This window comes from Acinetobacter brisouii (assembly GCF_008993995.1).
Taxonomy (GTDB): Bacteria; Pseudomonadota; Gammaproteobacteria; order Pseudomonadales; family Moraxellaceae; genus Acinetobacter; species Acinetobacter brisouii_A.
Genome location: NZ_BKNN01000035.1, coordinates 1 through 22,391 on the forward strand (window position 1 = coordinate 1; position 22,391 = coordinate 22,391).

At 43.0% G+C, this 22,391-nt stretch carries 26 protein-coding genes; 5 read left to right on the forward strand and 21 right to left on the reverse strand.

The window, feature by feature from the left end:
* From GBN19_RS09575 to GBN19_RS09595, 5 genes are all read right to left on the reverse strand, one after another.
* Positions 1-139, reverse strand: a 139-nt coding sequence (locus GBN19_RS09575; protein WP_227545342.1) for a GTP-binding protein, incomplete at its 3' end; no start/stop codon positions are given.
* A 94-nt stretch (positions 140-233) separates the two neighbouring features.
* Positions 234-2,372, reverse strand: coding sequence for an elongation factor G (gene fusA / locus GBN19_RS09580; RefSeq protein WP_045794626.1), 2,139 nt, complete (start codon positions 2,370-2,372; stop codon positions 234-236).
* A gap of 183 nt (positions 2,373-2,555) precedes the next feature.
* Positions 2,556-3,026, reverse strand: coding sequence for a 30S ribosomal protein S7 (gene rpsG, locus GBN19_RS09585; RefSeq protein ID WP_004638185.1), 471 nt, complete (start codon positions 3,024-3,026; stop codon positions 2,556-2,558).
* A 161-nt stretch (positions 3,027-3,187) separates the two neighbouring features.
* Entirely contained in the window at positions 3,188-3,562 is a 375-nt protein-coding gene (rpsL, locus tag GBN19_RS09590) for a 30S ribosomal protein S12 (protein ID WP_000246374.1), read from the reverse strand.
* A gap of 136 nt (positions 3,563-3,698) precedes the next feature.
* Entirely contained in the window at positions 3,699-4,937 is a 1,239-nt protein-coding gene (locus GBN19_RS09595) for an EcsC family protein (protein ID WP_151777978.1), read from the reverse strand.
* Positions 4,938-5,230: 293 nt separating this feature from the next.
* Here GBN19_RS09595 and GBN19_RS09600 point away from each other — a divergent pair, with 293 nt between their 5' ends.
* Positions 5,231-6,463 carry a beta-ketoacyl synthase N-terminal-like domain-containing protein gene (locus tag GBN19_RS09600; protein WP_151777979.1) on the forward strand — a complete coding sequence of 411 codons (1,233 nt, stop codon included), beginning with the start codon at positions 5,231-5,233 and terminating at the stop codon, positions 6,461-6,463.
* Between the two features lie 10 nt (positions 6,464-6,473).
* A complete protein-coding gene (gene hemJ / locus GBN19_RS09605) occupies positions 6,474-6,926 on the forward strand; it encodes a protoporphyrinogen oxidase HemJ (protein WP_151777980.1) in 453 nt (150 codons plus the stop codon).
* Between the two features lie 22 nt (positions 6,927-6,948).
* On the opposite strand, the gene GBN19_RS09610 is transcribed toward hemJ, so the two are convergent.
* Positions 6,949-7,422, reverse strand: a complete 474-nt coding sequence (locus GBN19_RS09610) for an Lrp/AsnC family transcriptional regulator (RefSeq protein WP_151777981.1) — start codon at positions 7,420-7,422, stop codon at positions 6,949-6,951.
* A gap of 175 nt (positions 7,423-7,597) precedes the next feature.
* On the opposite strand from GBN19_RS09610, the gene GBN19_RS09615 reads away from it, so the two are divergent.
* Entirely contained in the window at positions 7,598-8,770 is a 1,173-nt protein-coding gene (locus GBN19_RS09615; RefSeq protein ID WP_151777982.1) for a benzoate/H(+) symporter BenE family transporter, read from the forward strand.
* A gap of 47 nt (positions 8,771-8,817) precedes the next feature.
* On the opposite strand, the gene GBN19_RS09620 is transcribed toward GBN19_RS09615, so the two are convergent.
* Together GBN19_RS09620 and GBN19_RS09625 are read right to left on the reverse strand one after the other, a co-directional pair.
* A complete protein-coding gene (locus GBN19_RS09620) occupies positions 8,818-9,162 on the reverse strand; it encodes a hypothetical protein (protein WP_151777983.1) in 345 nt (114 codons plus the stop codon).
* Between the two features lie 93 nt (positions 9,163-9,255).
* Positions 9,256-9,903 (reverse strand): HAD-IA family hydrolase, encoded by a 648-nt coding sequence (locus GBN19_RS09625; RefSeq protein WP_151777984.1) that lies wholly within the window; start codon positions 9,901-9,903, stop codon positions 9,256-9,258.
* A 94-nt stretch (positions 9,904-9,997) separates the two neighbouring features.
* Here GBN19_RS09625 and GBN19_RS09630 point away from each other — a divergent pair, with 94 nt between their 5' ends.
* On the forward strand, positions 9,998-10,765 hold the full coding sequence (locus tag GBN19_RS09630; protein ID WP_151710043.1) for a hydroxymethylpyrimidine/phosphomethylpyrimidine kinase: 768 nt from the start codon (positions 9,998-10,000) through the stop codon (positions 10,763-10,765).
* 13 nt (positions 10,766-10,778) lie between these two features.
* Here the strand turns inward: GBN19_RS09630 and GBN19_RS09635 are convergent, their stop codons facing one another.
* The 6 genes from GBN19_RS09635 to rpe form a co-directional block, all read right to left on the reverse strand.
* Positions 10,779-11,417, reverse strand: coding sequence for a nuclease-related domain-containing protein (locus tag GBN19_RS09635; RefSeq protein WP_171494467.1), 639 nt, complete (start codon positions 11,415-11,417; stop codon positions 10,779-10,781).
* A gap of 68 nt (positions 11,418-11,485) precedes the next feature.
* Positions 11,486-11,803 (reverse strand): DMT family transporter, encoded by a 318-nt coding sequence (locus tag GBN19_RS09640; protein ID WP_151710042.1) that lies wholly within the window; start codon positions 11,801-11,803, stop codon positions 11,486-11,488.
* Between the two features lie 85 nt (positions 11,804-11,888).
* Entirely contained in the window at positions 11,889-12,668 is a 780-nt protein-coding gene (locus GBN19_RS09645) for a copper resistance protein B (protein ID WP_151777985.1), read from the reverse strand.
* Complete coding sequence (locus tag GBN19_RS09650) at positions 12,655-14,625, reverse strand: multicopper oxidase domain-containing protein (RefSeq protein ID WP_151777986.1); 1,971 nt, start codon at positions 14,623-14,625, stop codon at positions 12,655-12,657. The genes GBN19_RS09645 and GBN19_RS09650 overlap by 14 nt, the downstream gene beginning before the upstream one ends.
* A 43-nt stretch (positions 14,626-14,668) precedes the next feature.
* Positions 14,669-15,094, reverse strand: coding sequence for a hypothetical protein (locus tag GBN19_RS09655; RefSeq protein ID WP_151777987.1), 426 nt, complete (start codon positions 15,092-15,094; stop codon positions 14,669-14,671).
* Positions 15,095-15,212: 118 nt separating this feature from the next.
* Complete coding sequence (rpe, locus tag GBN19_RS09660; RefSeq protein WP_045794614.1) at positions 15,213-15,899, reverse strand: ribulose-phosphate 3-epimerase; 687 nt, start codon at positions 15,897-15,899, stop codon at positions 15,213-15,215.
* A gap of 160 nt (positions 15,900-16,059) precedes the next feature.
* On the opposite strand from rpe, the gene GBN19_RS09665 reads away from it, so the two are divergent.
* A complete protein-coding gene (locus GBN19_RS09665; protein WP_151777988.1) occupies positions 16,060-16,344 on the forward strand; it encodes a DUF2218 domain-containing protein in 285 nt (94 codons plus the stop codon).
* Between the two features lie 47 nt (positions 16,345-16,391).
* Here GBN19_RS09665 and fghA read toward each other — a convergent pair whose 3' ends face one another.
* The 7 genes from fghA to GBN19_RS09700 form a co-directional block, all read right to left on the reverse strand.
* A complete protein-coding gene (gene fghA / locus GBN19_RS09670) occupies positions 16,392-17,228 on the reverse strand; it encodes an S-formylglutathione hydrolase (protein ID WP_151777989.1) in 837 nt (278 codons plus the stop codon).
* 10 nt (positions 17,229-17,238) lie between these two features.
* Positions 17,239-18,660 carry a C13 family peptidase gene (locus GBN19_RS09675; protein ID WP_151777990.1) on the reverse strand — a complete coding sequence of 474 codons (1,422 nt, stop codon included), beginning with the start codon at positions 18,658-18,660 and terminating at the stop codon, positions 17,239-17,241.
* Between the two features lie 130 nt (positions 18,661-18,790).
* Positions 18,791-19,591, reverse strand: a complete 801-nt coding sequence (locus GBN19_RS09680; RefSeq protein ID WP_151777991.1) for a class I SAM-dependent methyltransferase — start codon at positions 19,589-19,591, stop codon at positions 18,791-18,793.
* A complete protein-coding gene (locus GBN19_RS09685; protein ID WP_151777992.1) occupies positions 19,591-20,412 on the reverse strand; it encodes an undecaprenyl-diphosphate phosphatase in 822 nt (273 codons plus the stop codon). The genes GBN19_RS09680 and GBN19_RS09685 overlap by 1 nt, the downstream gene beginning before the upstream one ends.
* A 12-nt stretch (positions 20,413-20,424) precedes the next feature.
* Positions 20,425-21,090, reverse strand: a complete 666-nt coding sequence (gene tsaB / locus GBN19_RS09690) for a tRNA (adenosine(37)-N6)-threonylcarbamoyltransferase complex dimerization subunit type 1 TsaB (RefSeq protein WP_151777993.1) — start codon at positions 21,088-21,090, stop codon at positions 20,425-20,427.
* Positions 21,091-21,216: 126 nt separating this feature from the next.
* Positions 21,217-21,756 (reverse strand): gamma carbonic anhydrase family protein, encoded by a 540-nt coding sequence (locus tag GBN19_RS09695; protein WP_151777994.1) that lies wholly within the window; start codon positions 21,754-21,756, stop codon positions 21,217-21,219.
* Between the two features lie 31 nt (positions 21,757-21,787).
* Entirely contained in the window at positions 21,788-22,387 is a 600-nt protein-coding gene (locus GBN19_RS09700; protein WP_151777995.1) for a CoA pyrophosphatase, read from the reverse strand.
* Positions 22,388-22,391: the final 4 nt, after the last annotated feature.

Sequence of the window (22,391 nt, forward strand, 5' to 3'; positions counted from 1 at the left end):
AATCTTTCGCTTCACCGCCGTAAGTTTTCGCACAGATTGTTGCGATCGCAGCAGTAAGAGTTGTTTTACCATGGTCAACGTGACCGATTGTGCCCACGTTTACGTGTGGCTTATTACGTTCAAACTTAGCCTTAGCCATTTGATTTTCCTTTTTAAACTACTCATGCAGGGTCACTGCATGAGCAACTGGTTATTAACTAAAAAATTAGTTTGGGCTTATAGTAATCGAAAGATTACTCGTCGTCACCTTTTTTACCGCCAGATTGGAATTTAGAAATAATGCCTTCCGCCACGTTACGTGGAGTTTCAGCATATTTAGCAAATTCCATAGAGTAAGTTGCACGACCTTGAGACATAGAACGCATTTGAGTTGCGTAACCAAACATCTCAGCAAGTGGAACTTCTGCGCGGATTGCTTTAGTTCCGCCAGGTAAATCGTCCATACCTTGAACCATACCACGACGACGGTTTAAGTCACCCATGATATCGCCCATGTAGTCTTCTGGAGTTTCTACTTCAACTTTCATGATCGGTTCAAGCAAGATCGGATCTGCTTTCATGAAACCGTCACGGAACGCATAAGAACCTGCCATTTTGAACGACAATTCATCAGAGTCGACATCGTGGTAAGAACCGTCGAATAATGTCGCTTTAATACCCACAACAGGGTAACCAGCCAAGACACCATTCTTCATACGTTCTTGAATACCTTTATCAACCGCACCGAAGAATTCTTTAGGTACTACACCACCAACAACTTCTTCAGCGAATTCGTATTCTTTACCAGCAGTTTCAACGTCAAGCGGTTCTAAACGGACATATACGTGACCGAATTTACCTTTACCACCTGTTTGACGTACGAATTTACCTTCTTGTTCAACCGATTTTTTGATCGTTTCACGGTAAGCTACCATTGGTTTACCAATGTTCGCTTCAACACCGAATTCACGCTTCATACGGTCAACAATAATGTCAAGGTGAAGCTCACCCATACCCGCAATAATCGTTTGACCAGATTCTTCATCTGTACGAACGCGGAACGATGGATCTTCTTTCGCCAAACGACCTAAAGCGATTGACATTTTTTCTTGGTCAGCTTTAGTTTTTGGTTCAACAGCCAATGAAATTACTGGCTCTGGGAATTCCATACGTTCAAGTGTAATGATGTTTTTCTCATCACATAGCGTATCACCAGTCGTTACGTCTTTAAGACCTACACACGCAGCGATATCGCCCGCACGGATTTCGTCAAGATCTTGACGTTCGTTTGCGTGCATTTGCACGATACGACCGATACGTTCACGTTTAGATTTAACTGGGTTGTATACTGGGTCGCCTTGTTTAAGAACGCCAGAGTAAACACGTACGAATGTCAAGTTACCTACGAATTTGTCGTTCATGATTTTGAACGCAAGCGCAGAGAACGGAGCTTCGTCAGATGCTTCACGAGATGCTTTAGTTTCAGCTTTATCGTCAAGGATACCTTCGATCGCTTTAACTTCTGTTGGAGATGGCAAGAATTCAATTACAGCATCCAACATACGTTGAACACCTTTGTTCTTGAACGCAGAACCACAAAGCATTACTTGGATTTCAGAAGCCAATGTACGAGCACGCAAACCTGCGATGATGTCTTCTTTAGAAAGATCACCTTCTTCTAGGTATTTGTCCATCAACTCTTCAGAAGCTTCAGCTGCTGCTTCAACCATGTTAGTACGCCATTCGTTAGCAGTATCAACTAGGTCAGCAGGAATCTCGCCGTATTCAAACTTCATACCTTGAGATGCTTCATCCCAAATGATCGCTTTCATTTCGATCAGGTCAACAACACCTGCGAAAGTATCTTCTGCACCGATTGGCACAACGATAGGCACAGGGTTCGCGCCAAGGCGAGTTTTCATTTGTTCAACAACACGGAAGAAGTTTGCACCAGTACGGTCCATCTTGTTCACGAATGCCAAACGAGGTACTTGGTATTTGTTTGCCTGACGCCATACAGTTTCAGACTGTGGCTGAACACCACCAACTGCACAGTAAACCATGCACGCACCGTCAAGAACACGCATAGAACGTTCAACTTCGATTGTGAAGTCTACGTGTCCCGGGGTGTCAATTACGTTGATACGGTGTTGTTGGAATTGGTTACCCATACCAGACCAGAAACAAGTTGTTGCAGCAGAAGTAATGGTAATACCACGTTCTTGCTCTTGTTCCATCCAGTCCATTGTAGCTGCACCGTCATGTACCTCACCAATTTTGTGAGAAACACCTGTGTAGTACAAAATACGTTCTGTAGTAGTTGTTTTACCTGCGTCAATGTGCGCAGAAATACCGATGTTACGGTAACGAGAAATCGGAGTTTGACGAGCCATGATGTCTGACATTCCTAAATGTGATCTTTAAAACAGGACGCACCAATAAAAATTGATGCGTACGAATACTCAAACTGTTGGGCAACTTAAATACCCGCGAAAGCTCCACTTTGGTAGAGAGCCACGTTAAATCGAGCTGCGGTACGCATGAGTATTCTCCTGATAAGGGACTGTCTTAACCGCTTAGAAACGGTAATGAGAGAAGGCTTTGTTAGCTTCAGCCATACGGTGCACGTCTTCACGTTTTTTGATCGCAGCACCTTTGCCTTCAGCTGCATCAAGCAACTCGCCAGCAAGACGTAAAGCCATAGTTTTTTCAGAACGCTTAGCAGCAGCATCTACTAACCAACGCATAGCCAAGGCAGTACGACGGGATGGGCGTACTTCCATAGGTACTTGATAAGTAGCACCACCCACACGGCGTGCTTTTACTTCGACCATAGGACGAACTTTTTCAAGAGTAGTCTCGAAAAATTCAACTGGGTCTACTTTGTTTTTTTCTTGAACACGTTCTAAAGCACCGTAAACGATACCTTCAGCAACTGATTTTTTACCATCTTGCATAACGTGGTTCATGAATTTAGCGATTGTTTGGCTACTGAATTTTGGATCTGGAAGGATCTCACGAGCAGCGACTACGCGACGTCTTGGCATTTTAAAACTACCTATAAATATGACACTTCAGGGTGATCCAGCAGATTGTGCAAGTGTCATGCACGCTACGCTGGCCTTACTATACGTCGCTTGAATTACAAATCTATGAAGAATTCAAACAAGCGAAACGCTAAAGGATTTTTTGGTCTTAACGACTAAGATTATTTCTTAGGACGTTTAGCACCGTATTTAGAACGTGACTGGTTACGATCTTTAACGCCAGCACAGTCTAAAGAACCACGAACGGTATGGTAACGTACACCTGGTAAGTCTTTAACACGACCACCACGGATAAGAACAACACTATGCTCTTGTAGGTTATGGCCTTCACCACCGATGTAGCTAGAAACTTCAAAACCAGAAGTTAAGCGAACACGGCAAACTTTACGCATTGCTGAGTTAGGTTTTTTAGGTGTAGTTGTGTAAACACGTGTACAAACACCACGGCGCTGTGGGCAAGCCTTCAACGCAGGAACTTTGGATTTTTCAACCAAAGTAGTACGACCCTTGCGGATCAACTGATTTGTTGTTGCCATCTGGCAAGTCTCCCGTAAATAAAAAACCTCAAAAAGAAAATACCGCTTTTTGAGGGCAAACAATTGTAAGCAAAAACGCCATATTGGTCAATATTCATCGTGTATTGTGGCAGCATGCTTTACATTTATGACAAAGTTATGAAGCATCGGTTGATTTTGGAACAGCTTTACGACGACGTGGGTGAGGTTTAGCGGTTGGCTGATCGGTCGCTGTCACGTCTTCAGTCACCGTTTTTTTTGCTGTGGTGCGGCGTGATCTTGGCTTAGGTTTTTCTGTCTCACCAGCAGGATTGTCCTGAGAATTTTCTTTTTTCAATTCAATAGGATGAACCAGTTCTTTAGGTTGGTTTTGTTGCGCAATTGCAGCATGATAAGCTGCCAATACCGTGAGATTCTGATCAGCATGTCGCAGTAAATAATCACGGGCAATCGAAAAAACATGCTGTGCTTTTTGTCCTGTATCTGCAATAAACTGCCAACTATACATCGCACTAACACTCGCCGAAATGAGTGGTGTAATTTGATGTAAAGCACTCACTTTAGGTAAAGCATTCATCCATTGCCATTTAAATTCATGCTTTTCATTGAATAATAATTCTTTTAACCATTCATCATCGTTATTTGAACCGAGTAAATGTTGTAGGCTAGTCAAGTCATTATCCACCAGCAAATCATCTAAGGTTCTCAATCCCAATAATAGGCTCTGTTTTTCTACAATCTGTTGTAAGTCGATTTGCTGAAAAATATATTGCACCACATCTTGATCTTGCTGTTGTAGCTCAAAACCATGTGCACGCCCTATTTGATAAATGGTTCTTAACGCTAAAACCAAAGATGCGGGAATATCTGCACCAAGTCCGAGTAGACCTGTTGCCCCCGAAAGAGCACCTTGCACGCCTGCAATCCATTTATTTTGTTCAGTCAATGCCTGACTAATACGACCTGAGCGTGAGATATCACCTGCGAGTTCAGTTAAAGATTGAGCGCCTGTTTGTTCCAAAATTTTCTCGACTGTACTTAAACGATCTGACAAGACATGCAATTTTTGAAAACAATAATCAGACACTTCATCCATGCTTAATGGTGAAAGAAACTGAACCACCTGATTGACCCGTTCATAATGCTTACCAAGAACTTGCTTGGAAATATTAGGAAAATGAACCCGTATTAACTGCTGTGGGTCTTGGGCCGTAAAACTCAAGAATGTAGTTTCAGAGGGGACTTCACTCATCGTTTTAGCAGATGTCTGTGAGCGCTGCAATTGTTGACTATTCATCTGATTTAAAACTTTTAAACCTGATGTGCTGAGCTTTTTAGCCACTCCCAAAACGCGGCTAAACTTGGTTTGCGGATGCTGACTGTCCTCGTTTTGCATTCACCTCTCCTCATTGTTTTTCTTTAAATATTTGATAAATACTAGAAGCAGGAACGTTTTATCTCAACTTCATTGTGTATCTTTTAGTGAAGTAAATGACAAGTTGGACATTCATCACGCACTTTCCAAATAGTCATAGGATTTGCCATAAGATTTAAAAAAGCTTTCTGTTATGATGAGAAGCATTATAAACATGAGTGGTGCAGGCATTTACGCTTACATTTCAGGCTTTTGCCCATAAATGTGGTCTGCGCTGGCTCTCAATATCATCACCATATTAAGGGATCTTATAAATGAGACGTGTTGTAATCACTGGTATGGGCATCAACTCATGCATTGGTAACACCCTAGAGCAAGTGACTGAATCATTAAAAAATGGTATTTCAGGGACTCGTTTTAATCAAACTTACGCTGATCTTAACTTTAAAAGCCATGTCAGTGCTGCTGCTGAACAAGATTTTGATCACATTGACCGTAAATTAAAACGCTTCATGGGTGTATGTGCAATGTATGCATATAACGCTGCGGTTGATGCGGTTAAACATGCAGGCTTAACGGCTGAAGACCTTGCTGGCAATCCGCGCTACGGTATTGTGGGTGGTTCTGGTGGTGGTTCAACAGCTTCTGTTGTTGAAATGACTGAGTTGCTTGAAACTAAAGGCGCACGTAAAGTCGGTCCTTTCTTCGTTCCACGTAACATGACCAACACCATTACAGCAAACGTGGGCGTTGCGTTCAAATTACAAGGTATATCTCACTCAGTTGCGAGCGCATGTGCAACTTCTGCTGACGCGATCGGTTATGCTTACAACCTGATCCAACTTGGCAAACAAGATTTAGTGCTTGCAGGTGGTGGTGAAGAAGATCACTGGTCTCAAAGCTTATTGTTTGATGCAATGGGTGCGCTGTGCTCTAAATACAACGACACACCAGAAACAGCATCTCGTCCATATTCAGCAGACCGTGACGGTTTCGTCATCGCTGGTGGTGGTGGTTTCTTGGTTCTTGAATCTCTTGAACACGCTCAAGCACGTGGTGCCAACATTATCGCTGAAATCGTAGCTTATGCTGCAAATGCTGATGGTGCTGACATGGTTGCGCCAAGTGGTGAAGGTGCAACACGTTGTATCTTGATGGCGCTTGATGAAGCCAAACAACACGGCGTAGAAAAACTTGACTACATCAATACGCATGGTACATCGACTCCAGCAGGTGACATCACCGAGCTTAAAGCGATGGAACGTGCATTTGGTGAAGGCAATGTCCCTGCATTCAGCTCAACCAAATCAATGACAGGTCATAGCTTGGGTGCGGCAGGTGTTCACGAAGCGATCTACTCTGTCCTCATGATGCAAAATGACTTTATCGCGCCAAACATCAACGTGACTGAACTTGATGAAGGTGCAAAAGGCTTTGATCTTGTACTTGAAAAACGCGATACAAAACTGAATACTGTCATGAGTAACAGTTTTGGATTTGGCGGCGTAAATGCTTGCTTGATCTTCAAGAAATGGGCTAATGCCTAAGAGATCGTAAATGAATGTACCTTCTGATGCTTTTTTATGGGTAAAAGCATTACACATTATTGCCGTGGTTTGTTGGTTTGCAGCGCTATTCTACTTACCACGCCTGTATGTCTACCATGCCATGAGTGACGATGCGATTAGCCATCAACGCTTTCAGGTCATGGAACGTAAACTGTACCGCGGCATTATGTGGCCTGCGATGGTTGCAACGCTCATCACCGCACACTTTTTAGTGGATTTGGGCGATGCCACAGAGCATTACCATTTGGCACATTGGTTTTATGCCAAAGTTGCATTGGTTGGCTTACTGGTCATTTACCATTTTGTTTGTGGTTATTACCGCAAAAAGTTAATCGAAAATGCGCACTATAAATCACACAAGTTTTGGCGTTTCTTTAATGAAATGCCAACGGTCATCTTGCTGGCTGTGGTGATTTTAGTCGTTGTGAAGCCTCAGTTTTAACTGGGGCTTTTTTCTGCCTAAATTAAAATGTTAATAGACCATCACTGGTCACTTCATTCAGTACAAAGAATGTTCTCACCTGCCGTACCCCTGGCAAGGCAATAATTTTTTCACTATGAAAGCGGTTAAATGCCACCAAGTCTTTAACCCGAATTTTCAGAAAATAATCGACCTCTCCTGCGACCAAATAACATTCCAAAACGTTATTGAGCTGTTTGGCAGAACGTTCAAATTCAGCAAAACTTTCAGGTGTTGAGCGATCCAGTACAACCCCCACTAAAACGATAGTTTCACGCTGAACCATGTTCGGGTTAATTCGGGCGCGGACATCTAAAATTGCGCCAATCTTAAAAAGCCGCTGCGTATGATTCCAGCAGGATGATGGGCTGATCCCGACCAGTTTTGCCAATTCGGCATTACTTAAACGTCCATCTTGCTGTAAAGCTCGCATAATTTTAAGATCTATTGCACTCAATTCCACTTGATTTTCGGACATAAATATTCTTCATATAAAAATATAAATTTCAGAAGATATTATTCCAATTTTTTTAAAAATGAAAATTCTATACATTTTATTGAATAAAATTAAAAAGCACCTTCTTTTTAAAAATTGCTAAATTTATGCCAAGTTTCCTCTGTAATTTTGTTCAAATTCGTTATTAGATTCGATTATGCAAAAACTGATTCAAGATTTCTCTGTTCCTGCTGTATTTGCAGGCTTCATTACTTTCCTTATCGGGATTAGTGTATCCGCTGTTTTGGTCATTCAAGGTGCGCAAACACTTGGCGCAACGCCTGAGCAAATCTCATCTTGGCTTTGGGCACTGGGTCTTTCCATCGGGATTTCTGGCTTAGTCTTGTCATGGAAATACCGCTATCCTGTGGCAACTGCATGGTCAACCCCAGGGATCGCTTTAATTATTGCTACAGGCAGTCATTACAGTCTATCCGCAGCGATTGGGGCATTTATTGTCTGTGGCATACTCACCGCTTTTGTTGGATTTTCGGGTCTTTTTCAACGCTTGCTGTCTAAAATCCCGATGAGTTTGAGCTGCGCCATGTTGGCGGGAATTCTCTTAAAATTCGGGATACAGATTTTTACGGGCTTAGAACAAAGCTGGGCATTTATCCTGACTTTACTGGCGATTTATCTGGTCGCCAAACGTCTGTGGCCGCGTTACTGTATCGTGTTGACTGTGGTTGCTGCGATGATTCTCTGCCCAATGTTTATGCCATTCCAGTTTCCACATTTGTCTTGGTCTCTGGCAAAACCCGTTTGGATCAGCCCTGAGTTTTCACTCTCAGCCATTATTGGTTTAGGTTTACCGCTATTTATCATCAACATGTCTTCGCAGTTCCTCCCCGGGATTGGCATGATTAAAAGCTATGGCTATCAACCACATACCAATTCACTAGTCGGTTGGATTGGCGTATCACAAACCATTCTTGCGCCATTCGGTGCATTCTCAGTCTGCCTAGCTGCAATTAGTGCTGCGGTGAGTTTAGATGATCAGGTTCATCCTGATCCAAAACGTCGCTATATTGCGGGCATTAGCTGTGGTTTCTTCTACATCATCATGGGATTATTTGCGACCACATTGACAGGCTTACTGATGGCTTTTCCAAAAATCTTTATTATTGCACTTGCAGGGATTGCGCTGTTTGGAACCATTAGCCATAACATTGCAATTGCTTTTAAAGAACCTCAAGACCGTGAGCCTGCTCTACTCACCTTTTTAATGAGTGCGTCAGGTGTTCAATTTTTCGGAATTGGTTCAGCATTTTGGGGACTGCTACTCGGAATTATGGTTGCAATCATCTTGAATCATCGTAAAGCCCACTAAATATAAAAAAGCCAGTGTTGGGCACTGGCTTTTTTTGTTTAACAGACTTAACTTTTTGTGGTTGGATAAAGCTTGAAACCCAATTCAACTGCCTGATCTTGTTGTTTTTTATTGATGGTAAAAACTGCAATACGCCCATCAGGTGCGCCACAAACTTGCGGGTACAATAAACCATCTGAGGTCACCGCTTGGCTATAAACCTGTATTTTTTGTTCTTCAAGCTGTGATTTAAGCTGATCAACATTCATACCGGTATCACCACATTGATGACCCGATAAAGATTTACTGACTTGTACTTTACCCGATACAACATGTTGTTCAGTATTTAAGGTTGAACAGCCAACCACATTGATTACTGCCAGAGTTATTGCACAAAAACCTGTCAAACGCATGATCACCCCGATTTTTTTATTGATTAGCGCAAGCATAGCGAGATTTTAGATCTGTGATTAAACTGTTAGCAAAAACTCAACAAATTCTATGAATTAATTAAAATAATTCAACAACTCAGCAAACTGCCGAATTTGAAGCTTTGGTGTAGCTTGTGCAATTTCTGCATCTGTACCATAACCATAGGTCACGGCGATGGTCTCAATGCCATTACGGCGTGCACCTAAAATGTCATATTCACGGTCACCCACCATCATGCAATGCTCTGGAACCAGTTGTTCTTGCTGCAAAATATAATGGATCAAATCGCCTTTGTTGGTTCGTTCACCAGTTAGTTCACTCCCATAAGGTTTGGTAAAATAATCTAGCAATTCAAAATGCTCTAAAATACGAATTGCAAAAACTTGTGGCTTTGCTGTCGCCAAATACAAATTGTAGCCACGCTCAACCAAAGCTTTCAGCGTTTCAATTACATGCGGATATAGCTCATTTTCATACAGACCAATCGTTGAAAAACGCTCGCGATAAAATGCCAATGCCTGCTCGGCAAGTGCATCCTCAGCGCTATTCAAAAGCTGAATAAATGAAGCTTTTAACGGTGGGCCAATCGTCCAGTCCAAATCGGTATCATCTGCCAAAGGTTGGCCCATTTTTTCCATGGCATAACGGATACAGCTATGAATACCAATTTTCGGGTCAGTCAATGTCCCATCGAGATCTAATAAAATATTTTTAACTGTCACAACAAAACCTAATCAATTCACCCAGTCAAAGACTCGGAAGTTAAATAAAACTTGCCTATACTAACGTAAATTCAAATGACAAGGATATCGCTCTGTGCGCCCTACAGTTTTATGTTTTTCAGGTTTAGACCCTTCTGGCGGTGCTGGTTTACAGGCTGATATTGAAGCGATTGGTCAAAGTGGTGCACATGCTGCGATTGCTTGTACTGCACTTACAATTCAAAACTCACAGCAAGTCTTTGGTTTTCAAGCCACATCCAAAGAACTTCTTTTGGCTCAAGCCAATGCTGTCGTTGGTGACTTGCCAATTCGCTGTGTAAAATCAGGCATGCTCGGTACAACCGATAATATTGCGGCATTAGCTGAATTTTTACAGGCACATCCAGAGTATCAATATGTACTTGACCCTGTTTTAGTGGCGAATAGCGGTGGCTCTTTAGGTGATCAACCGACATTGGTCAAAGCGTTTGCTCAGCTCATTCCTCTCGCAAGCATCATCACCCCCAATACTGTAGAACTTCGCGCACTGACAGGGATTGAAGATATTGAACAAGCCACAGCCCAACTATTCAAAATGGGGGCAAAAGCGGTTCTAGTAAAAGGTGGTCATGAAGATACGCCTGAGCATATCCGTAATGCACTGTATATTGAAAATGATCTGGTTTCAGAAACCACCTGTGCCCGCCTTGAAGGTGAATATCACGGTTCGGGCTGTTCATTGGCCAGTTTTATTGCGGGTCGTTTAGCGCAGGGAGATAGCATTCAGCAAGCGGTCAATCATGCTGAAACTTGGCTCTTTCATGTGCTACAACATGCAGAAAGCCCACATGTGGACGGACAGAAAATTCCAAAACGCTTTTAATTTAAACTTCTTATTATTTCGATGCAGTACCATGATATTTTTTTAGATTCTTAATGTGCTGTGCATCGGTTTTACGAGATTGATCTAAAGCATTTTGTGCTAAAGTTTGGCAAATCTGTTGAGCTTTAGCTGCACTCATCACTTCTTGACGAAAGCTTTTGACATACTGAATCCATGCTGTTCCTTGCAATACATTGGCAGGCATTGGCGTTTTAAACTGGCTCTCACCCACAAAAACAACAACTGAATGAACATGTTCTCCCGCAATCAACTCAGATAACATGTACTGTACTGTTTTGATATGTCGATAATTTTGATGTAATGGATTTTGGAACTGATAACTTTTTTTATAAAATTTTTGTGTCCACATCTTCTGCTTTTCATCACCAAAAATCCAACCCTGATAATTTTTGGTTTCAACCACAAAAATTCCAAAACGGCTCACCACAATATGATCAATTTGGGTCGTCAGCTGTTCAGACACCTGAAAGGTACAATTGTTGAGTACTGTGTAATCTGCTTCATTTAAATGACGATCTGCATGCGCAATCACACGTTTTTCGCCCTGTTTTCCTTTTGTTTTAGCGGAGGAACCTTGTGCAGAGAGTACAATGACAGCAACAATGATCAGCAGTAGGATAATAATAAACATGTTATTTTATTGAATATTTAAAAATATATTGTATTACAAATAGTTATATATAAATATAGCGAGCTGAATTATTGTGATGAAACTTTCATAAGTACCAAACCTGAAACAATCATGACAGCCGCCAACATTCGCAAAGCATTGCTTGGTTCTTGTAAGACAACCATACCCACAATAAATGAGCCAATTGCGCCTATTCCTGTCCACACCGTATAAGCTGTGCCTAAAGGCAGGCTTTTCATTGACCATGACAGCAAAGCAAAACTCAGTAGCATAAAAATAATGGTGATAACACTTGGAATAAGCAGTGTAAAACCTTCTGACTTTTTCATGGCAAATGCCCAAATGACTTCAAAAATACCCGCCAAAACCAATACCAACCACGCCATATAATCTCCTTTACAGTCACGATTACCCTCAAAATTGGGAAATTTTTCCTCCCACAAGGGGATGCAAGCTGCATCCCCCAAAGATTTAAAATTTCAACAATACCCCGAGACCATAGACAACGCCATACCCCCTTGGAGTTACCTCCTGCCATGCTGTTGCTTTCTGACCAAGGTCAGATTCATAGGCAATTTCAAAAAATGGCATTAGCATTTTATTGATTTCATAACGGGTTTGTACGCCAACTTCTGCATGACTAAGACCTGTTTTTTGTGGTGTCTTAGATTCATCTTTCAATAATACAGTTGCTTTGACAAACGGTTCACTCATCAGCTTTTGCGTCCAAAGCACATCTCGCTTGGCTTCCAACGACATCGAAACATGCTGATGCTCACCGATATACAAATAAGCTTGGGTTTCAAAGAAGTACGGCGCTAAACCATGAATACCGACCACAGCATCCACCGCACGTTTATCGGTCGCTACAGTATTATTTTGCCGATAGCGCAACCCTGCTTGAGCATCCCAAAAGGTGCTGATATTACGACTATATAAAGCCATGATACTGGCATCGAGCTGTTCAGACTCGGCTTTTTTGCTATCGGCTTTAATAAAGAGTTTGTTGTCATCTGAACCAATCCAACTTTCCAGTTCAGACTGCCAACTGCCCTCGCCATGTCGGTCAAGCATCCATTTATTTTCCAGTGAGTTTGCGGCATAGATTTGCCCACCATGTTCATGCTGCATCTGCATACTAGCATGGTCATCAGCCATGTTTTCCATCTGCATGTCTTCAGCAGCCCAAACGGGTTGCACCGCAAAACCAACCAAGAGTGCAACTACACTAAATAGTTTAGTGATGTGCATGTGCATTTCCTCCTTGAGCAGGCATTGGCATCAGCATCTGACTATCTTGTGGTTTTACTTTTGCCACAACCAATTTGTTCATCATGCCTGCGCTCATGTGGTACAGCAAATGGCAATGGATCGCCCATTCGCCCAACTCATCAGCAGTGAGCAGAACACTGACTTTTTGTCCTGGCGGGACAATAATCGTATGTTTGTTCGGTAGCTCAGCTAGGGGTTGACCATTTTCGAGCTGCACAAACATGCCATGTAAATGCATCGGATGCGCCATCATACTGTCATTCACAAAGGTCAGTTTGACGCGTTCGCCATATTGCACTTGTATCGGTGTGGCTTGGTTAAACTTCTTGCCATTCATCGTCCAGATATAACGCTCCATGTTACCCCCCAAATGCAGCACAATTTCCTGTTGTGGTGCTCGAGTATCTTTTTGTGGGTAGAGTGGACGCAAGTCTGCATAACTCAACGCTTTTAAGCCCTGAGGGGTCGATGCATTTGCCCAACCTTCAACAACGGCTTGTGTTGATGGGGTTTTCATATTTTGCATCATTTTCTGATGCTGCTCAGGCGTCATATTTTTCATATTGGACATATCCATATCCTGCATGCCTGACATTGATTGCCCTGACGACATTTCATGATTCATTTGCTGCATCATTTTTTGATGCTGCTCAGGTGTCATATTTTTCATACTGGACATATCCATATCCTGCATGCCTAACATTGGTTGCCCTGACGACATTGCATGATTCATCTGTTGCATCATTTTCTGATGCTGTTCAGGTATCATGTTCTGCATATCCGACATGTCCATATCCATGCCTTTCATCGCAGACATGTCATGTTGAGTTGAGTCGGATGAATGCTCAGAATCCGTATGCATCATGCCCATATCCTGCATGTTCAGCACAGCACGCGGACGATGTTGAGGTTCAGGCAAGGCTGTAGGTGCCGCATCCTGATTACGCAAGGTCGCTAAAGCAAAACCGCTTCGATCAATCGACTCCGCTTGAATTTGATATTGCGCCTGTTTCGGCTCAACAATCACGTCATAGGTTTCCCCTGCTCCAAAGCGAAATTCGTCCACGGTAACAGGTTGTACAGGCTGTCCATCGGCACTCACTACCGTCATTTTCAGGTTTGGAATCCGCACATCAAAAAAGGACATCGCGGACGCATTAATCATGCGTAAACGGATTTTCTCACCCGTCTTAAAGGTACTCGTCCAGTTTTGCTGTGGCGTTTTGCCATTCACCAAGAAATGATAGCCTGTCACATCACTCAAATCCGTTCTGAGCATACGCATGCGATTCCACATACTGCGATTTTGCCATGTCGCTTTCAGCCCTTGCTGTTTACTTTGCTTCAAGACATCGGCTACCGTTTCACGCTGATTTTGATAATAGTCTGAAGACTTCTTCAGGTTTTTCATGATCTGTTCGCTAGAAGATTCATGAAAGTCAGAAAACATGATGACATCATCACGATCAGTTTTTTCCGCAGGAGTAATCGGCTGATGATTTTTCGGATAAATAATCAAAGCACCGTATAAGCCATCTTGTTCCTGCCCCGCACTATGCGCGTGATACCAGTACGTACCTGTTTGGCGAATCTTAAAGCGATAAACAAAATCACCATTCGGCGCAATGCCTTTAAAGCCATTAAATCCAGGCACACCGTCCATCACCGCGGGCAGCAAAATGCCATGCCAGTGCAATGCGGTAGACTGATTCTTTAACTGGTTATGCACATAAATCACCGCGTCATCACCTTCTTCGAAGGTTAAAGTTGGTGCAGGAAATTGCCCATTAACGGTTAATTTTTTGACTGGTTTTCCAGTGACATTAATGGTTTGTTCACTGATCTTGAGATGATATTCGCGCACAGCCGCAAAAATGCTCTGTGGCACAATCAGACATGCTGCAACCATGCAGGCATGTAAAGAAAATTTAGACATGATTCGCCCTCTTTAAAAAATGAAAATGACAATTCTTTAAAGATTAGGCTTTGGGAGGACGCAGAATTTCTTGCCAATATCCTGTTAAATCAACAGGATGATCTATTCCATACTGCATAACTTCAAGCTCAGCACTAGGTTGTGCAGTCAGATTAACTGTAGCTTGAGGAAGATCGGCATTGATACTCTGACAGTGTAGAATTTGACAATCGGGACAATTGAGATGTTGCTGATGCTGTGACGAACTGACCTGATCCTGACAATCATCATTCATCTGCATCGATGGCATATCAAGTTGATGGCAATGCGCTGACATCTCATGCTGCGGCATCGCACTCATTTCTGCTGACATCGACATTTTCCAATGCATGCTTTGCACAGATGCATTGGCAACACCCATCCAGCCGATACAAAAAACGATCAGCAAGATAAAGCTTTGCGAAAACACGCTGATGTGTCGATGCGGCATCTTGGACAAGAACAATGGAAAACTCAGTGAAAAGCATAGCCAACTCTGCCACAAGATACAAATAAAAAAGCGTTAAACCTTGTGGCTTAACGCTTTTTTAAAAGTCTAAAACAGATGCTTAAACTTCAACTGAACCGACTTGACTCAGTTCTGCACGCATTTGATCAATCACGGCTTTATAGTCAGGCTGACCAAAAATGGCTGAACCTGCCACGAACATGTCTGCACCTGCTTCAGCAATTTCACGAATGTTGGCAGGACCCACACCGCCATCGACTTCAAGGCGAATGTCACGACCACTGGCATCAATAATTTTGCGTGCTTGGCGTAATTTCTCTAAGGTCATTGGAATAAATTTCTGACCACCAAAGCCTGGGTTGACACTCATCAGCAAGACTTGATCGACCTTATCCAACACATAATCTAAATAATGTAACGGCGTTGCAGGATTAAAAACCAAACCTGCTTTGGCACCGCCCGCTTTAATCAGTTGCAATGAACGGTCAATATGATCAGATGCTTCTGGGTGAAACGTAATAATATCCGCACCTGCTTCCAAGAAATCCCCAATCATACGGTCGACTGGAGAGACCATTAAATGCACATCAATCGGTGCTTTAATCCCATATTTTTTCAGTGCTTTACAGACGCCTGCACCAAAAGTCAGGTTGGGTACATAGTGGTTGTCCATCACATCAAAATGCACAACGTCTGCACCTGCTGCCAAGACATTTTCAACCTCCTCACCAAGGCGGGCAAAATCAGCAGATAAAATCGAAGGTGCAATTAGAAAGGGCTTGGACATACATCTAACCTAGCAAAGTTTTAAAAATCTGGAAGCAGTATACCAAAATCCGCGCCAACACAGGCAACCAAACAGCACTGCAACGCAATGTTCCGATTTAACCCTCTATCCCAAAAAATTTCTCTGCTACACTCCAAGCACAACAACAAGGAATTCATCTATGCACAGTCAAACTCAATTGACCACGACCGATGGACGTCGTATTGCGAAACGCCTGTTTAATCACTGGAAACATAAATTTGAAGTTGTCGAAACTGAGCAGCATTTTCAGATTCTGATGCCAACTGCAACGGTAACACTGACACCCCAAGAAAGTACGTTAGATGTCCGCATTGATAGTCAACTTGAAACCGCAGAACAAACCCGTCTTGAAAGTGTGGTGATTGATCACCTCAACCGTATGGCGCAAGAGGAATTTCAAGTCACTTGGCAGCAACAGGCTTAAACGAAAAAGGATCACTGATGTGATCCTTTTTTATTATCTTATACAAGTTAATCCGTCAGTTTTGCCGCATGGAACTGTAAATGGTCATCGATAAAACTCTGAATAAAATAATAACCATGATCATAAGATTCATGTTGGCGTAAGGTCAGCTTTTGACCAACTTCAGCACAGGCTTGCTGAAGTAATTGTGGATGTAACTGATGATAAAACTGATCTGCCAAACCTTGATCGACCAGCACCTCACTAAACAGCGCACCTTTACTTTGAATCAAAGCCACAGCATCGTGGGCTAACCATTCCTCCCGTGCTTCACCCAAATAATGACTAAAGGCTTTTTCACCCCACGCACACTGACTTGGTGCACAGATCGGTGCAAATGCAGACACCGATTTGAATTTTTCAGGATATTTCCATGCCAAGGTTAGTGCACCATGCCCACCCATCGAGTGTCCCATAATCCCAATACGACCTTTCTGAATTGGGAAATGTTCTAACACTGCAAAATACAACTCATCGGCAATATAGCTTTCCATGCGGTAATGCTCTGCCCACGGTGCTTGTGTCGCATTAATATAAAAACCTGCGCCCAATCCCAAATCCCATGAATCACCTTTTGCGACATTTTCTCCGCGTGGCGAGGTATCAGGCATCACCAAAATGAGACCTAATTGAGCTGCCAAACGCTGTGCATGGGCTTTAATGGCAAAGGTTTCTTCGGTACAGGTCAAACCTGCCAAGTAAAATACTGCAGGGCAAGCTTCTCCTGCACGCGCCTGTTCAGGCAAATAAATCGAAAATTTGGCATCACCTTGCAATTCTTTGGAATACCATTGATAAGTCTGTTGTTCCCCATCAAAACAAAAGTTTCGTTGTATTTGCTGCATGACACATCCTTTATTGTTGTGGTGGCGTTGAAAGTACAGTTGGATTATTCACAGGTAAGCTATTTTGGCTTGGGAATAAATGTTTCTCGAGTTGAGGTAGCATCAATTCCATATTTTTACCGATTGACCACTGCGGCTCTGATGGCTCGAAGCCTTGTGCAGCTTCCCACTTGGACACCGTTGCTTTGGCATCGGTAAAAGCATCTTTAATGGAGCTTTTTTCACGCATCGCCTGATCAAAGAACGCCCGACCAAAATAAGTGTAATCCGATTCATTATTACAACCAAATGATGAACGGTCTGCTGCCGATGCGGTAATCACCAAGGTATTGTCTGACTGCAATGCAGGCACAAAACTGCCCGAATAACACGCTGAAACCACAATCACACGCCAGCGAATTCCAGCTTTATCCAGCGCTTCCCGTAGCCATTTCGGATCGACTTGTTTCAGATCAATCGGCGCATTTTCCAGTTCAAAATGATTAGGCTCGCCATGTGAAGTCATGTATAAAAATAATACATCACTTTCTTTATTCATTTGCTGACCAATACGGTTCAGTGCCATTTGGATACTGGTTCGTGAAGCAATCGGCAAGGTAGTACGGGTATTGGGATCATTAACCAGTTCCACTGAACGTCCGAACGTGCCAAAGCGGGTATCAAACTGCGATTTGATCCGTTGTACTTCCGAGCTAAAGACAGAATCATAACTATCCCCCGCAAGGCCAAGGAAATACCAATGCGTCTGTGAAAAATCGCCAAACTGAACTTGTTCCAATGCTTTACTCAACAAATTACCCTGAGCATACAAAGCATCTTCAGACAGTGTTGGCTGCACAGGCTCAACTTTCCAAATAGGTTGCTCTTTCACTGACATCTGCCACACCACGAGGGTACAAATCGTGGCAAACATAATCAGCCCACGTTCCCACCACGGCCATTTTAGTTCACGGGAAAATACCCAAATCACCGCCAAGCTTTGCCAAACAAACAAAACTAAAAATAAAGTCGGAAGCAGGTTATAGATACGATCAGGAAGAAAATCTAAATAACCTTGATCGCCCAAATACTGCAAAAAACACTGAATTAATAGAATACTGGCATCGAGTACTAACCAGAGCAAGGCTGGCACAAGCATTAAGCGAGGATTATTGGTCCGTTGTGACAGAAAAATGCCGACAATTAGTGCAATAAACGGCCAAAGTGCATAGCTGACAAGACCTTGTGAGTTGAAATGCCCTGCCTGATCAGCCACCATCCAGCTAAATAGCGTATTGACGGCAGCAGCAATCGCTCCCCAAAAAATTAACTGAAAAATTGAGGGGTGAACGATTTGCAAGGAACGGCGAGAACCGAGGAACAACCATAAACCAGCGATTTGGTTACTTTTGAGATCGTGCCAAAAATTGATGGAAGGTTTCAGGTCTATCATAAAATTCTGCTGGTCAGCGGTGGATTTATTTATGCATCCCTTAGTTTATGCCCGCATTTTTTTTTATCAATGTGATTTTGAATGAATTAACAAAACTTTGCGATTTTCTAAACTGTCCGCAATCCCATGATTACGGACGAAAATAGCCATCGAAACGACAAGCATCACCAAGCCACTGATGCTGAGGTGCTTGGTTGTCCAAATATACCGCATGGCGTGGACGCTTGACGATGACCCTTTGTGCCAGTTGTCGCGCCAATGCCAACAGATTTTCCCCCAAATCCATTTCACCATCTTCTGGTAATAGCAAATGCAGCAATTGCATCTGCTTCTTGACCTGTGCCTGCTTTTTCACAGCTTGCTGATTTTGGTCACGTTGAGGAAACATTGGATCCAAATAAACTACATCAAACTGCTTACCCGCTTGAATCTGCTGCTCGAGATATTCGGCAGAATCTGCATGAACCAAATGAATATTGGCGGCAACAGGCGCTAAAAATGCATCCTGCTGAGCAGCATGATGTGCGGATTTTAACAGTATGTATAAAATCGGATGTCGCTCAATTAAGGTGACTTTTGCCCCAAGCTTAGCCATCAGCAACGTGTCATGCCCCAAGCCCGCAGTAGCATCAATCAAATTCGGCTGTTCATTGACCTGACAAGCCCGCGCCAGCATTTCAGACTTCATGCCTGCACGTTTTAAACGTGGAATTTCTGCCTGCCAATCGGGCTGCATTTTCATGCCATTGGCTGCAAGGCTTAAACCATCTTCATCAAGAACAAGTGCCAACTCAGGATGCAAACGCAAGAACTTGGCATTGATTTTTTCAACAACTTGCCCTGTCAGCTCAACCTTTAATTCAGCTAAACGTTGCTGAAGCACAACAAATTGTGCTTCAGCCTCAGGGCTATACCAACAATGAAACTGCATTACCAATGTACCCAACCTGTGCCCCAAGTGAGTAAAATCAACAAACCAAAAGCAATACGGTAGTAAGCAAATGCACTAAAGTCATGTTTAGACACATAGCGAATCAAAGCACGAATCACGAGCAGTGCAGAAATAAAAGCGACTGCAATCCCGACACCCAATATTTCCATATCTTGGGTATGTAGTTCATGGCGCATTTTATACATGTCAAGCAGACCTGCACCCATCAATACAGGAATACCCAAAAAGAATGAAAACTCTGCTGCGGCTTTACGAGACACACCCAAGAACAATGAACCAATAATGGTTGAACCTGAACGAGATGTTCCTGGAATCAAAGCTAAACATTGAATTAAGCCAATCAAAGTTGCTTGTTTAAAACTTAAATCATCAACCTCCAAACAGGTTGTCTGATGTTTACGGCGTTCAGCCCATAAAATAATCACGCCCCCCACGATCAGTGCCAATGCCACAGTCACCGCATTAAATAAATAGGCTTTAATGGTTTCACCAATGGTTAAACCAATCAGCATAATGGGAATCGTTGCAACGATTAGATTCAGACTTAAACGGCGACCTTGTGCATCACCCGTTAATGCACCAATCAAAGCACCCCACAACTTGCCCCAGTATTCATAAATTACTGCGGCAATTGCGCCGATCTGTACCGCAACGGCAAACATGTCACGCTTTTCAGGTGTCCAAAAGTCTAACAATTGCCCAGCCAGAATAAGATGTCCTGTACTGGAAATTGGCAGGAATTCAGTAATCCCCTCAACCAAGCCCATAATTGCAGCTTTAAACAGCAGTATAAGATCCATATTTTGTCCTAGTTAGGGTTTACCTTGCTCAGGAATTTTTTTCCAAGCGTTATCACGTAAGTACACAGGGAGAGCCTGTTCCGCACTGACCCAATTTTGTTGTTGTGCTTGAGGTACGGCGATTGTTGCAATATCTTGTGCATTTGGGCACACGGTCTTGTATTGGGTCGCTTCGGCATCTAAAAGCTGAGCGCCTGAACCTACAACCGTAAAACGCTGTGCTTGAGTAGCCGCGGCATAATCCAACAGTTGCTCTTGGTCAACCGCCTGCATAATTTGGTTTGCATCTAACTGGTAACTGGCAATGTAGACTTCGTTCATGCGTGCATCTAAAACCGCAGTTACTTCAGTTAAACCATGCAAACGATATGCTGCCTGTGCCAGTGCCTGCAAGGTCGATACTGCAATCACAGGAAGATCATTTGCCCAAGCCAGTGCCTGTGTTACTGCTGCATTAATTCGCACCCCACTAAATGAGCCTGGCCCGCGACTAAATGCAATCACATTCAGTTGTGACGTTGTCCAGCCCTGTTGCTGTAACCCTTGCTCAATCATGGGTAATAGCGTTTGAGTCTGGGCTTTGGCTTGTTCATTCAGTGCAAAAAAGACAGAGTGAGAATCTTCGATCAGGCAAACTGAACATTGTTCATTTGCTGTTTCGAGTGCTAGCAGTTTCATGCATGCCCTACATTACAAAATACAAAACGCCTGTATGATACTCTAGTCACCCAGACTTCGCGAATATAAAAATACCAAGCGAAAGCTTGGCATCGGTTTATGATCAGAAGCTTAAGCCTGTTTTATTTAATCGTGATGAAACCAGAAAGGCTCTAAACTCAAATACTTTTTAAAATGCTCAGCATAATGCAAGGCACTTTGCTTCAATTTTGCTTCACCCTCAGCATCCACCATTTTCACCACTTTCCCTGGTGAACCCATCACCACTGAATGATCAGGAATCACCTTACCTTCAGGAATCAAGGCATTCGCGCCAATAATGCAGTTTTTACCAATCACGGCATGATTCAAAATCACCGCATTTATACCGATTAAGGTATTATCGCCAATGCTACAACCATGCAGCATGGCTTTATGCCCGATCGTGACATAGTTGCCAATCTTCAGTTCAATGCCTGCATCGGTATGTAACACGGCGTTGTCCTGCACATTACTAAAATCACCGATACGAATCTGGCTATTGTCCCCGCGAATCACCGCACCAAACCACACGCTTACTTGTCGCCCAAGTTCCACATGTCCAATCACTGTGGCATTTTCTGCAATCCAGCCTGTCCACGGTTGCTCCGTTGTCGTGGGCGCATAGCCCTGAAATTTATACATCATGCGTGAATCTTCCTTTTTATCATCTGTATTTTTATATCGACTTAATCTCAGCCGCATTCAATAAAAACGGCCATTCTTTTTCATACTTTAATCCGTATTTAAACAGACTGACCAGCATGCGTGCCGTCAGTCCCCACACAATTTCATTCTGTACATGCATACTCGGGAAATATAAAGTCTGCTGCTGATATTGCACAGCATGAGGCTGTGTTGGGGTTTGCATCAGTTCATGCAATGAAGCCAAAAAAATCCGATCTATTTCTGTAGGTTGTGCAGTCAATTCAATTTGAGGGTGAATCAATCCAACCACAGGTTTGACACTTAAACCACTTTTTGAACGCTGCATTGGCAAATCCCCAATCAGTTCAACATCATAGGGATTCAATGCAATTTCTTCATGCGCCTCACGCAGCGCCACCGCAATATTACTGCTATCTTCAGGGTCACGTTTTCCGCCAGGAAAAGAAACTTCACCCGCGTGCTGATTCAAATGTTTTGAACGACGAGTCAGCACAACTTTAGGATCATCTTCCTTGGTAATGGCAATCAAGACAGCCGCCTGCGCAGGCTCAATATGCCGCGCAAAACGCAACTGCTGTTGCAAATGATCAATTAAAGTCATTGTACTCATTCCA

Coding starts and splice junctions, on each gene's coding strand:
- fusA (WP_045794626.1), bottom strand. CDS start 2,372: ATGGCTCGTCAAACTCCGATTTCTCGTTACCGTAACATCGGTATTTCT.
- rpsG (WP_004638185.1), bottom strand. CDS start 3,026: ATGCCAAGACGTCGCGTAGTCGCTGCTCGTGAGATCCTTCCAGATCCA.
- rpsL (WP_000246374.1), bottom strand. CDS start 3,562: ATGGCAACAACAAATCAGTTGATCCGCAAGGGTCGTACTACTTTGGTT.
- GBN19_RS09595 (WP_151777978.1), bottom strand. CDS start 4,937: ATGCAAAACGAGGACAGTCAGCATCCGCAAACCAAGTTTAGCCGCGTT.
- GBN19_RS09600 (WP_151777979.1), top strand. CDS start 5,231: ATGAGACGTGTTGTAATCACTGGTATGGGCATCAACTCATGCATTGGT.
- hemJ (WP_151777980.1), top strand. CDS start 6,474: ATGAATGTACCTTCTGATGCTTTTTTATGGGTAAAAGCATTACACATT.
- GBN19_RS09610 (WP_151777981.1), bottom strand. CDS start 7,422: ATGTCCGAAAATCAAGTGGAATTGAGTGCAATAGATCTTAAAATTATG.
- GBN19_RS09615 (WP_151777982.1), top strand. CDS start 7,598: ATGCAAAAACTGATTCAAGATTTCTCTGTTCCTGCTGTATTTGCAGGC.
- GBN19_RS09620 (WP_151777983.1), bottom strand. CDS start 9,162: ATGCGTTTGACAGGTTTTTGTGCAATAACTCTGGCAGTAATCAATGTG.
- GBN19_RS09635 (WP_171494467.1), bottom strand. CDS start 11,417: ATGTTTATTATTATCCTACTGCTGATCATTGTTGCTGTCATTGTACTC.
- GBN19_RS09640 (WP_151710042.1), bottom strand. CDS start 11,803: ATGGCGTGGTTGGTATTGGTTTTGGCGGGTATTTTTGAAGTCATTTGG.
- GBN19_RS09645 (WP_151777985.1), bottom strand. CDS start 12,668: ATGCACATCACTAAACTATTTAGTGTAGTTGCACTCTTGGTTGGTTTT.
- GBN19_RS09650 (WP_151777986.1), bottom strand. CDS start 14,625: ATGTCTAAATTTTCTTTACATGCCTGCATGGTTGCAGCATGTCTGATT.
- GBN19_RS09655 (WP_151777987.1), bottom strand. CDS start 15,094: ATGCCGCATCGACACATCAGCGTGTTTTCGCAAAGCTTTATCTTGCTG.
- rpe (WP_045794614.1), bottom strand. CDS start 15,899: ATGTCCAAGCCCTTTCTAATTGCACCTTCGATTTTATCTGCTGATTTT.
- GBN19_RS09665 (WP_151777988.1), top strand. CDS start 16,060: ATGCACAGTCAAACTCAATTGACCACGACCGATGGACGTCGTATTGCG.
- fghA (WP_151777989.1), bottom strand. CDS start 17,228: ATGCAGCAAATACAACGAAACTTTTGTTTTGATGGGGAACAACAGACT.
- GBN19_RS09675 (WP_151777990.1), bottom strand. CDS start 18,660: ATGATAGACCTGAAACCTTCCATCAATTTTTGGCACGATCTCAAAAGT.
- GBN19_RS09680 (WP_151777991.1), bottom strand. CDS start 19,591: ATGCAGTTTCATTGTTGGTATAGCCCTGAGGCTGAAGCACAATTTGTT.
- GBN19_RS09685 (WP_151777992.1), bottom strand. CDS start 20,412: ATGGATCTTATACTGCTGTTTAAAGCTGCAATTATGGGCTTGGTTGAG.
- tsaB (WP_151777993.1), bottom strand. CDS start 21,090: ATGAAACTGCTAGCACTCGAAACAGCAAATGAACAATGTTCAGTTTGC.
- GBN19_RS09695 (WP_151777994.1), bottom strand. CDS start 21,756: ATGATGTATAAATTTCAGGGCTATGCGCCCACGACAACGGAGCAACCG.
- GBN19_RS09700 (WP_151777995.1), bottom strand. CDS start 22,387: ATGAGTACAATGACTTTAATTGATCATTTGCAACAGCAGTTGCGTTTT.